9 protein-coding genes are annotated in these 14596 nt (G+C 63.3%); 4 read left to right on the forward strand and 5 right to left on the reverse strand.

All coding sequences use genetic code 11. The features are described from left to right. The first annotated feature begins 111 nt into the window (after positions 1–111). From ptsP to EPZ47_RS04205, 4 genes are all read left to right on the forward strand, one after another. Complete coding sequence (gene ptsP / locus EPZ47_RS04185) at positions 112–2976, forward strand: phosphoenolpyruvate--protein phosphotransferase (RefSeq protein ID WP_135843657.1); 2865 nt, start codon at positions 112–114, stop codon at positions 2974–2976. After that, entirely contained in the window at positions 2976–3917 is a 942-nt protein-coding gene (pfkB, locus tag EPZ47_RS04190; protein ID WP_135843658.1) for a 1-phosphofructokinase, read from the forward strand. Before ptsP ends, pfkB begins: the two co-directional genes overlap by 1 nt. 14 nt (positions 3918–3931) lie before the next feature. After that, entirely contained in the window at positions 3932–5674 is a 1743-nt protein-coding gene (locus EPZ47_RS04195; protein ID WP_135843659.1) for a PTS fructose-like transporter subunit IIB, read from the forward strand. Between the two features lie 202 nt (positions 5675–5876). After that, a complete protein-coding gene (locus EPZ47_RS04205) occupies positions 5877–7418 on the forward strand; it encodes an alkaline phosphatase D family protein (protein ID WP_135843660.1) in 1542 nt (513 codons plus the stop codon). A gap of 148 nt (positions 7419–7566) precedes the next feature. Here the strand turns inward: EPZ47_RS04205 and EPZ47_RS04210 are convergent, their stop codons facing one another. From EPZ47_RS04210 to EPZ47_RS04230, 5 genes are all read right to left on the reverse strand, one after another. After that, the gene (locus EPZ47_RS04210; RefSeq protein ID WP_178084294.1) at positions 7567–10092 is read right to left on the reverse strand and encodes a PepSY domain-containing protein; all 2526 of its coding nucleotides are present in this window, start codon (positions 10090–10092) and stop codon (positions 7567–7569) included. A 122-nt stretch (positions 10093–10214) separates the two neighbouring features. Next, positions 10215–11378, reverse strand: coding sequence for a type III PLP-dependent enzyme (locus EPZ47_RS04215; protein WP_025211808.1), 1164 nt, complete (start codon positions 11376–11378; stop codon positions 10215–10217). A 477-nt stretch (positions 11379–11855) separates the two neighbouring features. Then, positions 11856–13013 (reverse strand): osmoprotectant ABC transporter ATP-binding protein OsmV, encoded by a 1158-nt coding sequence (locus EPZ47_RS04220; RefSeq protein WP_135843661.1) that lies wholly within the window; start codon positions 13011–13013, stop codon positions 11856–11858. Continuing rightward, positions 13010–13663, reverse strand: a complete 654-nt coding sequence (locus EPZ47_RS04225; protein WP_003197757.1) for an ABC transporter permease — start codon at positions 13661–13663, stop codon at positions 13010–13012. Before EPZ47_RS04225 ends, EPZ47_RS04220 begins: the two co-directional genes overlap by 4 nt. A 15-nt stretch (positions 13664–13678) precedes the next feature. Next, positions 13679–14581 carry a glycine betaine ABC transporter substrate-binding protein gene (locus EPZ47_RS04230; RefSeq protein ID WP_092464705.1) on the reverse strand — a complete coding sequence of 301 codons (903 nt, stop codon included), beginning with the start codon at positions 14579–14581 and terminating at the stop codon, positions 13679–13681. Positions 14582–14596 lie beyond the last annotated feature (15 nt).

The raw sequence follows: 14596 nt of genomic DNA on the forward strand, positions 1-14596 counted from the left end.
CAGGATTTTTTGGCTGTGCTGCCGCGATACCGCCAAAAGCCGTCCTGTCACGCTAAGCTGATTCATTCAAAACAATACCTGGCGCCAACCGGACGCCAAAAAGGAGAAAGCATGCTCGAGCTCACTCTAGAGCAGATATCCATGGCTCAGACGGCTGTGGATAAAGACGCTGCGCTGCAACTGCTCGCTGACAAACTGCTGGCCGATGGCCTGGTGGCTGAGGGTTACCTCGCCGGCTTGCAGGCCCGCGAAGCCCAGGGCTCGACCTTTCTTGGCCAAGGTATTGCCATTCCCCACGGTACTCCGCAAACCCGCGACCTGGTTCATTCGACCGGCGTGCGTCTGCTGCAATTTCCCGAAGGCGTGGACTGGGGTGATGGCCAGATGGTTTACCTGGCCATCGGCATCGCCGCCAAATCCGACGAACACCTGCGCTTGCTGCAACTGCTGACCCGCGCCCTTGGTGAAACTGACCTGGGCGAGGCCCTGCGCCGCGCCGGTTCCGCCGAAGCCTTGTTGAAGCTGTTGCAAGGCGCGCCACAGGAATTGGCCCTGGACGCGCAGATGATCGGCCTCGGTGTATCGGCTGACGATTTCGAAGAGTTGGTGTGGCGCGGTGCCCGGCTGCTGCGCCAGGCTGACTGCGTAAGTAACGGCTTTGCCGGCGTGCTGCAACAAGTCGAGGCGCTGCCCCTGGGCGATGGCCTGTGGTGGCTGCACAGCGAACAGACCGTCAAGCGCCCGGGCCTGGCCTTCGTGACTCCGGACAAACCGATCCGCTACCTCGGCCAGCCGTTGAGCGGGCTGTTCTGCCTCGCCAGCCTCGGCGAGGCCCACCAGGCCTTGCTGGAACGGCTCTGCGCGTTGCTGATCGAAGGCCGTGGCCACGAGTTGGGCCGCGCCACCAGCAGCCGCAAAGTGTTGGAAGTGCTCGGCGGTGAATTGCCTGCCGACTGGCCCAGCGCACGCATCGGCCTGGCCAACGCCCATGGTTTGCATGCGCGGCCGGCGAAAATTCTCGCGCAACTGGCGAAAAGCTTCGAAGGCGAGATCCGCGTGCGCATCGTCGACGGCCAGGACAGCGCCGTGTCGGTCAAGAGTCTGAGCAAGCTGCTGAGCCTGGGCGCCCGTCGCGGTCAGGTGCTGGAGTTCATCGCTGAACCGAGCATTGCCAACGATGCTTTGCCGGCACTGCTGGCAGCCATCGAAGAAGGCCTTGGCGAAGAAGTCGAACCGCTGCCACCACCGAGCGCGCCGCGCGAAACCGCGATGGCCGAAATCGCCACCGTCATGCTCGCCCCCGAATCCGGCAGCCTGATCCAGGCTGTCGCCGCGGCACCAGGCATTGCCATTGGCCCGGCCCACATCCAGGTGCTGCAAGCCATCGACTATCCGTTGCGTGGCGAGTCGGCGGCCATCGAACGCGAGCGCCTGCAAAACGCCTTGAACCAGGTGCGCCGCGATATCCAAGGCCTGGTCGAACGCGCCAAGGCCAAGGCCATTCGCGAAATCTTCATTACCCACCAGGAAATGCTCGACGACCCGGAGCTGACTGACGAAGTCGACACCCGTTTGAAGCTGGGCGAAAGTGCGCAAGCGGCATGGATGGGCGTGATCGAAGGCGCCGCGAAAGAACAGGAAGCCTTGCAGGATGCCCTGCTCGCCGAACGTGCCGCCGACCTGCGGGATGTCGGCCGTCGGGTGCTGGCGCAGCTGTGTGGCGTCGAAACCCTGAGTGAGCCCGATCAACCCTACATCCTGGTGATGGACGAGGTCGGTCCGTCCGACGTGGCCCGCCTGGACCCGACCCGGGTGGCAGGCATCCTGACCGCACGGGGCGGCGCCACCGCCCACAGCGCCATCGTCGCCCGGGCCTTGGGCATTCCGGCGCTGGTGGGCGCCGGTGCGGCCGTGTTGCTGCTGGCGCCGGGCACGTCCTTGCTACTGGACGGCCAGCGCGGTCGCCTGCACGTCGACCCGGACGCTGCCACTCTGCAACGGGCCGCTGAAGAGCGCGACACCCGTGAGCAGCGCCTCAAGGTCGCCGCCGAGCAGCGCCATCAACCGGCGCTGACCCGTGACGGCCACGCCGTGGAAGTGTTTGCCAACATCGGCGAGAGCGCCGGCGTCGCCAGCGCGGTGGAGCAGGGCGCCGAAGGCATTGGTTTGTTGCGTACCGAACTGATTTTCATGGCCCACAACCAGGCGCCGGACGAAGCGACCCAGGAAGCTGAATATCGCAAGGTGCTCGATGGCTTGGCCGGTCGGCCGCTGGTGGTACGTACCCTGGACGTGGGCGGCGACAAACCGCTGCCGTACTGGCCGATCGCGAAAGAAGAAAACCCGTTCTTAGGTGTGCGTGGCATTCGCCTGACGCTGCAACGTCCGCAGGTCATGGAAGCGCAATTGCGCGCCTTGTTGCGCTCGGCGGACAACCGTCCATTGCGAATCATGTTCCCGATGGTCGGCAGCGTCGATGAGTGGCGCCAGGCCCGGGCCATGACCGAGCGCCTGCGCCTGGAAATCCCCGTGGCGGACCTGCAACTGGGGATCATGATTGAAATACCGTCCGCCGCCTTGCTGGCGCCGGTGCTGGCCAAGGAAGTCGACTTTTTCAGCGTCGGCACCAACGACTTGACGCAATACACCCTGGCGATCGACCGTGGCCACCCGACTCTTTCGGCCCAGGCCGATGGCTTGCACCCGGCCGTACTACAACTGATCGACATCACCGTGCGTGCCGCCCATGCCCATGGCAAGTGGGTCGGCGTGTGCGGCGAACTCGCGGCTGATCCGCTGGCGGTGCCGGTGCTGGTGGGCTTGGGGGTAGACGAGTTGAGCGTTTCGGCGCGCAGCATTGCCGAAGTCAAGGCGCGGGTCCGCGAGTTGAGCCTTGCGCAGGTACAAACCCTGGCCCAAGAGGCCTTGGCCGTGGGCAGCGCCGATGACGTGCGCGCATTAGTGGAGGCGCTGTAATGGCGAAGATTCTTACCCTGACCCTCAACCCGGCGCTCGACCTCACGGTGGAGTTGGCGCGCCTGGAACCGGGCCAGGTCAACCGCAGCGAGGCCATGCACGCCCACGCCGCCGGCAAGGGCGTGAACGTGGCGCAGGTGCTGGCCGACCTCGGCCATACGCTGACGGTCAGTGGCTTTCTGGGTGAGGACAACGCCCAGCTGTTCGAGGCGCTGTTCACCCAGCGTGGCTTTGTCGACGCTTTTATCCGCGTGCCCGGGGAAACCCGCAGCAACATCAAGCTGGCCGAGCAGGACGGACGCATCACTGACCTCAACGGCCCGGGACCGGTGGTCGACGAAGCCGCGCAGCAAGCGTTGCTGCAACGCCTGGAACAGATCGCCCCTGGGCACGACGTCGTCGTGGTGGCGGGCAGCTTGCCCCGCGGCGTCAGCCCGCAATGGTTGCAGGCGTTGATCACGCGCTTGAAAGAACTCGGCCTGAGGGTGGCCCTCGACACCAGCGGTGAAGCCTTGCGCGTCGCCTTGGCGGCGGGCCCCTGGCTGATCAAGCCGAACACCGAAGAGCTGGCCGATGCGCTGGGCTGCGAGGTGGTGAGCGAATTGGCCCAGGCTCAAGCAGCACAGCGCCTGCATGCCCAAGGCATCGAGCATGTGGTGATTTCCCACGGCGCCGACGGCGTGAACTGGTTCAGCGTCGGTTCGGCCCTGCATGCCTCGCCGCCCAAGGTCACTGTCGCCAGCACCGTGGGCGCTGGGGATTCGCTGCTAGCGGGCATGCTGCATGGCCTGCTCGGCGCTCATACCCCGGAGCAGACCCTGCGCACCGCCACGGCCATCGCGGCCATGGCGGTCACGCAGATCGGTTTTGGCATCCACGACACCGCGTTGCTGGCGTCGCTTGAACAGGGCGTGCGCGTGCGCCCCCTGACAGAACAATAAGAGGGTTCGCGAGAATGAAATTAGCCATTGTGACGGCCTGCCCGAACGGCATGGTCACCAGTGTGTTGTGCGCCCGTCTGCTGGACGCGGCGGCTCAGCGCCAGGGTTGGAGCACCAGCGTTGAAGTGCACGACGCGGCTCACCCGGAACGCCAGTTGTCGGCGGCGACCCTTGAAGCGGCCGAGTGGGTGTTACTGGTTGCCAGCGGCCCGGTGGATATGTCGCGTTTCGTCGGCAAGCGCCTGTTCCGCAGCACCCCAGCCCAGGCCCTGCAAGATGTCGATTCGGTGCTGCGTCGCGGCGCCGAAGAGGCCAAGGTTTTTGTCGAGTCGGACGTACTGGAGGAGTCTCCGGCGGTATCGGCTGAACGTGCTCCGCGTCTGGTTGCCATCACCGCTTGCCCAACCGGCGTTGCCCATACCTTCATGGCTGCCGAGGCGTTGCAGCAGGCGGCGAAGAAGCTCGGTTACGACTTGCAAGTGGAAACCCAGGGCTCGGTGGGCGCACGCAACCCGTTGAGCCCCGAGGCCATCGCTGAGGCGGACGTGGTGCTGCTGGCCACCGACATCGAAGTCGCCACCGAGCGTTTTGCCGGCAAGAAGATCTATCGCTGCAGTACCGGCATCGCCTTGAAACAGGCCGAAGCGACACTGAACAAGGCGTTGGTCGAAGGCCGCCAGGAAAGCGCCGCGAGCGGTGCCACAGGCCCGGCCAAGGCGGAAAAGACCGGTGTCTATAAACACTTGTTGACCGGCGTGTCGTTCATGCTGCCGATGGTGGTGGCCGGTGGTCTGTTGATTGCCCTGTCGTTCGTGTTCGGCATCACCGCGTTCAAGGAGCCCGGCACGTTGGCGGCGGCGCTGATGCAGATCGGCGGCGACACCGCGTTCAAATTGATGGTGCCGTTGCTGGCCGGTTACATCGCCTATTCCATCGCTGACCGTCCGGGCCTGGCGCCGGGGATGATTGGCGGGATGCTCGCGAGCACCTTGGGCGCCGGGTTCATCGGCGGGATCATTGCCGGTTTCCTGGCCGGGTATGCGGCCAAGGCGATCAGCCGTTATGCGCGCCTGCCCCAGAGCCTGGAAGCGCTCAAGCCGATCCTGATCATTCCGCTGCTGGCGAGCCTGTTCACCGGGCTGGTGATGATCTACATCGTCGGTAAACCGGTGGCGGGCATGCTCGAGGCGCTGACCCACTTCCTCGACAGCATGGGCACCACCAACGCGATTCTGCTGGGCGTGCTGCTGGGGGCGATGATGTGCGTCGACCTCGGCGGGCCGATCAACAAGGCTGCCTATGCGTTTTCGGTGGGGCTGCTGGCTTCGCAAAGTTATGCCCCGATGGCCGCGACCATGGCCGCCGGCATGGTGCCGCCGATTGGCCTGGGTATTGCCACTTTCATCGCCCGGCGCAAGTTCGCCCAGACCGAGCGCGAGGCCGGTAAAGCCGCGCTGGTGCTGGGGCTGTGCTTCATTTCCGAAGGGGCGATTCCGTTCGCCGCCAAGGACCCGCTGCGGGTGATCCCGGCCAGCATCGCCGGCGGCGCGCTGGCCGGTGCGCTGTCGATGTACTTCGGCTGCAAACTCATGGCTCCCCACGGCGGGCTGTTCGTGATGCTGATCCCCAACGCCATCAACCATGCGTTGTTGTATCTGCTGGCGATCGTGGCGGGGAGTCTGCTGACGGCGGTGACGTATGCGCTGCTCAAGCGGCCTGAGGTGGTGGAGATGGCGTTGGAGCCGGCGAAGGCCTGATCACATCCTTTGACGCAATGAAATCCCCCTGTGGGAGCGAGCTTGCTCGCGATAGCGGAGTGTCAGTCCACATTTTTGTCGGCTGACCCACCGCTATCGCGAGCAAGCTCGGCTCCCACAGTGTTTTTGGGTGTTCACGAGATCCCTGTCACACCCGATTAACACTGCCATGCTTAAGTCTCCCCATTTAAGGGAGAGCACCATGAGCGAATTCGACCTGGGCCGTCGCCGTGTGATGCAGGCTGTGGGGGCGGGGTTGTTGTTGCCGGGGCTGGCGCCGGCGGTGATGGCTTCGGTCAAGGATCGCCCGGTGCTCACCGAGGGTGTGCAATCGGGCGATTTGCAGGGCGACCGGGCGATGATCTGGAGCCGCAGCGACCGCCCGGCGCGGATGGTGGTGGAGTGGGACACCCGCAGCAAATTCAGCAATCCGCGCCGCTTCGTCTCGTCACTGGCCGACTCACGCAGCGATTTCACCGCCCGGGTCGAACTCACTGGCCTGCCGCCTGATCAGGCGATTTTCTACCGCGTGCATTTCGAAGACGCCCAGAGCGGCGTTGCCAGTGAGCCCTGGCTCGGTCACCTGCGCAGCGTGCCGCAGTTCAAGCGCAACATCCGTTTTGTCTGGAGCGGCGACACCGTCGGCCAGGGCTTTGGCATCAACCCGGACATCGGCGGCATGCGCATCTATGAAGCCATGCGCCTGCGCCTGCCGGACTTTTTTATCCACAGCGGTGACACCATCTACGCCGACGGCCCGGTGCCGGCGCAGATCACCACCGAGGGCGGTCGCGTCTGGCGCAACCTCACTACCGAAGCCAAGAGCAAAGTCGCCGAGACCCTGGATGAGTATCGTGGCAACTACCGCTACAACCTGATGGATGAAAACGTGCGCCGCTTCAATGCCGAAGTGCCGCAGATCTGGCAATGGGACGATCACGAGGTGGTCAACAACTGGTCGCCGGGCAAACAACTGGACGAGCGCTATCAGAGCAAGGATATCCACAGCCTCGTTGGCCGGGCGCGCCAGGCCTGGCTGGAATACGCGCCAATGCGCTTGCACAAGGCCGACGGCGGCGGGCGGATCTACCGCAAGCTCGGTTACGGGCCGATGCTGGATGTATTCGTGCTGGACATGCGCAGCTACCGTGAAGCCAACGACGCCAACCTCGGCGCGGCCAAACCCTTCCTGGGGCGGGAGCAGTTGAATTGGCTCAAGCGCGAATTGAAGCACTCCCGGGCCCAATGGAAGGTCATCGCCGCGGACATGCCCATTGGCCTGGGCGTGCCCGACGGTGAGGTCAGCCCTGGTGTGCCGCGCTGGGAAGCGGTCGCCAACGGTGACCCGGGGGCGGCCCAGGGGCGCGAACTGGAGATCGCCGAGCTGCTTGGCTACCTGCGCAAACATCAGGTGCGCAATTACGTCTGGCTCACCGCCGATGTCCATTATTGCGCGGCCCATCACTACCACCCGGAACAGGCCGCGTTCCAGGATTTTGAACCGTTCTGGGAGTTCGTCGCCGGGCCGCTGAATGCCGGCAGCTTCGGCCCCAATACGCTGGACAAGACCTTCGGCCCCGAAGTGGTGTTCCAGAAAGCGCCACCGGCCCAGAACACCTCGCCGTTTGCCGGGTATCAGTTCTTTGGCGAGGTGAACATCGACGGGCAGAGCGGGGAGATGAGTGTGGTGTTGCGGGATCTTGAAGGCGTGGCCGTATTCGAGAAGAAGTTGCAGCCAGTGTGAATGTCAGTCGCGTCAGGAGCTTCTGTGGGAGCAAAGCTTGCTCGCGATGACGGTATATCTGTCAATAAATTACTGACTGACAGTCCGCCATCGCGAGCAAGCTTTGCTCCCACAAGGGGAACGGTGGGGTACTTAAGAGTGGGGCCCGTCAGTAGACATCCCGCCGATATCGCCCTTGCTCGATCAGCCGCTCCACTTCCTCGCGCCCCAGTACCATGTTGAGCACGTGATCCACCCCTGAGGCCATGCCCTGCAAGCTGCCGCAGACATAGATCACTGCGCCGTCGGCGAGCCATTGTTTGAGCAGTGCTGCCGATTCCAGCAGGCGATCCTGGACGTAGATTTTCTGTTGCTGATCCCGGGAAAACGCCAGGTCCAGGCGCTCCAGGTCGCCGGAGGTCACCCATTCCTGCAGGTCGTCCCGGCAGTGAAAGTCGTGTTCGCGGTTGCGTTCGCCAAACACCAGCCAGTTGCGCTGCATGCCTTCGGCGACGCGGGCCTTGAGCAGGCTGCGCAGGCCGGCCAGGCCGGTGCCGTTGCCCAGCAGGATCATCGGCACGCCCTGGGGCGGCAGATGGAAACCACTGTTGCGGCGCACCCGCAGGCTGATGGCGCCGCCCAGTGGTACGTGCTCGGTGAGCCAGCCGGAACCGACGCCCAGGCTGCCGTCGGTGTGACGCTCCTGGCGTACGATCAGCTGCAGCACGCCATCGGCCGGAATCGAGGCGATGGAGTATTCGCGCATTGCCAACGGCGCCAGCGCGTCCACCAGCGCCTGGGCATGCAGGCCTACCAGGTGTGCGCGGTTTTGCGGTAGCTGGCGGGTGGCCAAGGCCTGGTCGAGGCGTTGCGACAAGCCATCGACTTGCACGCGAGCGATACCGGCGATGCCCAGGCCATCGAGAAAATGTTCGATGGCCCCCAGGTCATTGCGCGGCAGGACCTCCACCAGATCACCGGCCAGCCAACTGCTCGGGGTGGGGGCGGTGAGGCCCAGCAGGTACACGCCCGAGCCGCTGCTGTCGGGGTTGAGCAAGGTGCGCTGGCTGAGCGTCCAGTTGTCGAAGCTCGGCGCTTGCCAGGTGTTCAGCGGGGCTTGGCCGGTCAGCTCGGCCAGTTGTTGTTGCCAGTGACGCAAGGCATAAGGATCGCCGCTGTCGACTTCCACCGGGGCGAACAGGGTCTTGCCGCCGTGCTCCGCCAGCCAGGCGTGCAGGCGCCGGGCGAAGCCGCAGAAGTTTTCATACTGGCGGTCACCCAGGCCCAGCACCGCATAGTGCAGGTGCTCCAGGCTCAGCTCGCGGCCGAGTACTTTGCGCTCGAAACCCCGGGCGCTGTCCGGCCCTTCGCCATCGCCAAAGGTGCTGACGACGAACAGGGCATGGGTGGCACTGCTCAGGTCCTGCTCAGTGACGCCCGCCAGCGGTTGGACCTTCACCGGCAATCCGGCGGCCTGGAGTTGGCCGGCGGTCTGCCAGGCCAGTTGCTCGGCGAAACCGCTCTGGCTGGCGAAGCCGATCAGCCATGCCGGCGCATCGCTTGGGTTGGTGGCCAGCTTCTGGCGTGCCTGCTTGACCTGGCGCTTCTTGCGGCGACGGTCCAGGTACAGCAACCAGCCGGTGATGAAGAACAGCGGCATGCTCAGCGCGGCGAGCGTCACCAGGATCCGCCCGACCAGGCCGAAATAACTGCCGACATGCAGGGCATAAACACTGGTCAGCAACTGCGCCTTGAGGCTCTTGTCGCTGTAGCGGCTGTGTTGGCTGATAACGCCGGTCACCGGGTCGAGGAGGAGCTGGTTCAGCGCCCGGTCATGGGGTGAGTTTTTCAGCAGGTAGAACACTGTGGCAGGTTGCCCGGCCACAGGTGGCATGCGCACGTTGTAGGAGGAAAGATCAGGGCCTGCGGTGCTGTAGATGCTGCTCCACATCGCTCGGTAATCGGCGACCGGCGGCGGGCCTTCTGGCGCCGGACCACGCTTGCGCACCCGTTCTTCCTTGGGTGAATCCGAGAGCAGGCGGATCACGCCGTTGTTGTACCACTCGTAGGACCAGGTCAGCCCGGTCAGGGCCGCCAGCAGATAGAACACCAGGCACCAGGTGCCGGCCACCGAGTGCAAGTCCCAATTGAAGCTGCGACCTTTCTTCGCCCAGTCGAGGGTCAGCCAGGCGCGCCAGCTTTTCCACTGGCGCGGCCAGCGCAGGTACAGCCCGGACAGGCAGAAAAACACCAGGATCAACGTGCAGGCACCGGTAATCTGCCGGCCCACCTCATCCAGGGTCAGGACGCGGTGCAACCTGAGCATCAGGCCAAAGAAATCCTGGCCCACCACATCACCCATGAACTGAGCGTTGTACGGGTTGAAATAGCGCATGGGCCCGCGTTTTTCCCCGGGCGGCGCGGCGAAAATCGCCCGTGCGGCGTTGCCGCTGTCGGTCTCGACCCAGAGCATGGCGACGGTTTTGCCGGAGGCGGCCTCGATCTGTTCCACCAGCTCGGCGGGCGGCAGGACCCCGGCGGGTTGCTTCTCGACCATCAGCACTTGCGGGTTCAGCGCCCGCAGGATCTCGTCCTGGAACGACACCACGGCCCCGGTAATGCCCATCAACGCCAGGACCAGTCCGGCGCTGATGCCGAAAAACCAGTGCAACTGGAACAGGGTTTTCTTCAACACGTCGCCCGCCTTTGAGTCATTACTGTTCATCACGGCGCGCATGTTATCGAGAACCATTCATAAACACCCACAAAAAAAGCCCGTGACACCGTCACGGGCTTTCGGGTCCAGCCATCAGCGCATTACACGTAGAACGATTTCAGCGGCGGGAAGCCATTGAATTCCACGGCGCTGTAGCTGGTGGTGTAGGCACCGGTCGACAGCCAGTACAGGCGGTCACCGATGGCCAGGTTCAGCGGCAAACCGTACTTGTAATTTTCGTACATGATGTCGGCGCTGTCGCAAGTCGGGCCGGCGATGACCACTTCTTCCATCTCGCCTTTCTTCTCGGTCCAGATCGGGAACTTGATGGCTTCGTCCATGGTTTCGATCAGGCCGGAGAACTTGCCCACATCGGTGTACACCCAACGCTCGACGGCGGTACGCGATTTACGCGCCACCAGCACCACTTCGCTGACCAGAATGCCGGCGTTGGCGATCAACGAACGGCCCGGCTCCAGGATGATTTCCGGCAGGTCGTCGCCGAAGTCTTCCTTGAGGAAGCGGATGATTTCCTCGGCGTAGGTTTCCAGGCTGTTAGTGCGGGTGATGTAGTTGGCCGGGAAGCCGCCGCCCATGTTGATCAGCTTCAGGACGATGCCGTCTTCTTCTTTCAGGCGTTCGAAGATCACCTTGACCTTGGCGATGGCCGCGTCCCAGACGCTGATGTCGCGCTGTTGCGAGCCAACGTGGAACGAAATGCCGTACGGCACCAGGCCCAGGTCGCGGGCCAGGATCAGCAGGTCCATGGCCATGTCGGTCTGGCAGCCGAACTTGCGCGACAGTGGCCAGTCAGCGGTGGTCGAGCCTTCGGTGAGGATCCGTACATAGACCTTCGAGCCCGGTGCGGCCTTGGCGATGTTGCGCAGGTCGGCTTCGGAGTCGGTGGCATACAGGCGCACGCCCTTCTCGTAGAAGTAGCGGATGTCGCGGGATTTCTTGATGGTGTTGCCGTAGCTGATCTGATCCGGGCCTACGCCACGGCTCATGACCTTATCCAGCTCATAGATCGAGGCGATGTCGAAGTTCGAGCCTTTATCCTTGAGCAGGTCGATGATTTCCACCGCCGGGTTGGCCTTGACGGCGTAGTAGACCTTGGCGAAGTCGAAACCGGCGCGCAGGTCGTCATAGGCCTTGGAGATCATCGCGGTGTCGATCACCACGAACGGGGTTTCCTGCTTGTCGGCGAACGCTTTCATTTTCTGGAAGGTTTCGCGCGCGAAATAATCTTCGACCTGGATCGACATACTTGGGACTCCTACTGGCAAACATCAGGATCAATGGGTGTGAGGGCAAGCAGCCCTCGTGAACGTCCTCCGTATCCCCACTTTGGTTCGCCTACTTCCCAAGGCATGTCGCCGAAAGCAAAAAGGCCATGGGATGCGTGGTTCCCTTGGCCTTGCTGTCTCGTCGTCAGTACTTGAGCCGGATGGATCGTTTCCAGCATGGACGTTCGGCGCGAACTTTAGGGCGTGAGGGGCCTGAGATCAACTAAAAATGTCGCGTTTTTGCACACATCCGTCGTGCGGCCCGCGACAGCTCATGATGTAACCGACCTGCGTGACAGATTGATGTTCCCGTTGAAGTTGTTTTTGAGGTGTTTCAGGGGTATTTGTGCAGCCCCATTCGCGAGCAAGCCCGCTCCCACACTGGGCTGTGTTCAACCACAAATTGCCGGTCGATGCAGATCTAATGTGGAGCGGGCTTGCTCGCGAAGGCGTCAGTCAGGCCAACGCGGTTTCGGCCGGCGAAACAATGCTGGTCTTGCCCCCACGGGATTTGCCAGAGCTCAGGTACTCGGCGATCGATTCCTGGGTCACTTCGCCAAGGAACACTCGCTCGGCGTCCATCACCGGCAGCCACGAACGGTTGAATTCGTACATGCGCGACAGCAGGATCCGCAGGTGTTCATCGTAGGCCGCGGTGGAGTTGAACTCGCGCAGGAACTGCGCGCAGGTACCGGCCTGGCGGTACAGGTCGCGACGGCGCACATACCCCAGGGCCTTGTTCTCGGCGCAGGTGACCACCACGTAGCGCCGGTCATGTTCGTCCATCAGTTCCAGTGCCTCGGCCACGGGGGTTTCCGGGCTGACCGACGGGGCGTTGTCCGCCGCGTCCTCGGCCTTGACCAGCAGCAGTCGCTTGAGCGTGCTGTCCTGGCCGACGAAATTGCTGACGAACTCATCGGCCGGATGCGCCAGCAAGGTATCCGGGTGATCGCACTGGACCAACTTGCCGGCGCGGAAGATCGCAATCTTGTCGCCCAGCTTGATGGCTTCGTCGATGTCGTGGCTGACCATGATCACGGTCTTGTTCAGCGCCCGTTGCATCTCGAAAAACTCGTTCTGGATCATCTCGCGGTTGATCGGGTCCACCGCGCCGAAAGGTTCGTCCATCAGCAGCAGCGGCGCATCGGCCGCCAGGGCGCGGATCACGCCGATCCGTTGCTGCTGGCCGCCCGACAGTTCCCGGGGGTAGCGATGCAGGTACTGCTTGGGTTCGAGCTTGATCATGCTCATCAATTCGCGGGCACGGTCGTGGCATTTCTGCTTGTCCCAGCCGAGCAGGCGCGGGACCACGGTGATGTTTTCCTCGATGGTCATGTTCGGGAACAGGCCGATCTGCTGGATCACATAGCCGATGTTGCGGCGCAGGGTCACTTCGTCCAGGCCGGTGGTGTCCTCGCCATTGATCAATACCTTGCCCGAGGTGGGCGGGATCAGGCGATTGATCATCTTCAGCGTGGTGCTTTTGCCACAGCCCGACGGCCCGAGGAACACGCAGATCTCGCCTTCGTTGACGATCAGGTTCACCGAGTCCACGGCCTTGACGTCCTTGCCGTTGCTCTTGAAGGTTTTGCTGAGGTTTTGAAGTTCGATCATTTGAGGAGTCCTTTTGGGGTCAGCGAGCGTTGCAGCCATTGCAGAAGCAGGTCGGCGAAGATGGCCAGGAGACTGACCAGCACGGCGCCGACGATCAGCATCGACATGTCGCTGCGGCTGATGGAAGCGAGGATGAGCACGCCCAGGCCACCGGCACCGATGGTGGCGGCGATGGTCATGACACCGATGTTCATGACCACGGCGGTGCGCACGCCGGCCAGGATCACCGGCACGGCGATGGGCAGTTCGACCATGCGCAGGCGCTGGCCGAAGGTCATGCCGATGCCCCGGGCGGCTTCACGGATACCCGGTTCGACGCCGGTCAGGGCCAGGTAGGTGTTGCGCATGATCGGCAGCAGGGAATAGAGAAACACCGCGGTGATTGCCGGCATCGGCCCCAGGCCCTGGCCGAATTTGGAATAGAACGGCAGCAGCAGGCCGAATAGCGCAATCGACGGAATCGTCAGCAGCACCGTGGCGCTGGCTTGCAACGGGCCGGCGAGCGCCGGGAAGCGGGTCATGAAGATGCCCAGCGGCACACCGACCACAATCGCCAGGGTCACGGCGATGCCCACCAGGGTGATGTGCTGCCAGGTCAGGTGCAGTACCAGCGGCCAGTCCAGATGGGAAAAGGCGTCAAGAAAATCCATGGCTTTTCCTCCAGGTCATTGGGTTGAGAGCAGGGAATGCTGGCGCAGGAAATCGGCGGCAACGGTGGAAGGGCTTTCGTGGTTGACGTCCACGCGGGCGTTGAGCTGGCGCATGGTTGCATCGTCGAACAGCTCGGCCAGGGGCTTGAGCTGCGCGGCCAGTTGCGGGTGCGCATCGAGGAACGCCTGGCGCACCACCGGCGCGGCGGTGTAGTCGGGGAAGTAATGCTTGTCGTCTTCGAGCAACTTCAGCTTGAAAGCGTTCAGCCGGCCGTCGGTGGTGTACACCAGCCCGGCGAACACCTGGCCGTTGCGCAGGGCGGTATAGACCAGGCCGGCATCCATCTGCCGGATATTCTTGCGGGTCAGGTTCATGCCGTACTGCTCGACCATGCCCGCCAGGCCATCGGAACGATTGGCGAACTCGGTGTCCAGGGCCACCAGGTGATTGTCGTTGGCTTCGGCCTGCAGCACCGTGTTCAACTGGCTGATGCTGTTGATCTGCGGGTATTGGCGAGCGACTTTCTCCGGCAGTGCCAGGGCGTAGGTGTTGCTGAATTTCGACGGGGCCAGCCAGACCAGGCCTTTTTTCGCGTCGAGTTCTTTCACCCGGGCGTAGGACTGGGCGCTGTCGAGTTTCTCGGTGACATGGTTGTAGGCCACCAGCGACACGCCGGTGTATTCCCACAGCATGTCCAATTGCCCGGTTTCATGGGCACTGCGGGCCAGGTTGCTGCCCAGGCCACCGGTGATCTGCGCGTCGTAGCCCTTGCTGCGCAGGTATTGCGCGGTGATTTCCGCCAGCAGCGTCTGTTCGGTGAACACCCGGGCGCCGAGGCGGATCAGGGGCTTTTCAGCGGCTTGGGCGAATCCTGCGAACAGCAGGACACAGCCCAGTATCAAGCTCAACTTCTTCATAAACGATTCCTTTAT

This window comes from Pseudomonas viciae (assembly GCF_004786035.1).
Lineage (GTDB): Bacteria > Pseudomonadota > Gammaproteobacteria > Pseudomonadales > Pseudomonadaceae > Aquipseudomonas > Aquipseudomonas viciae.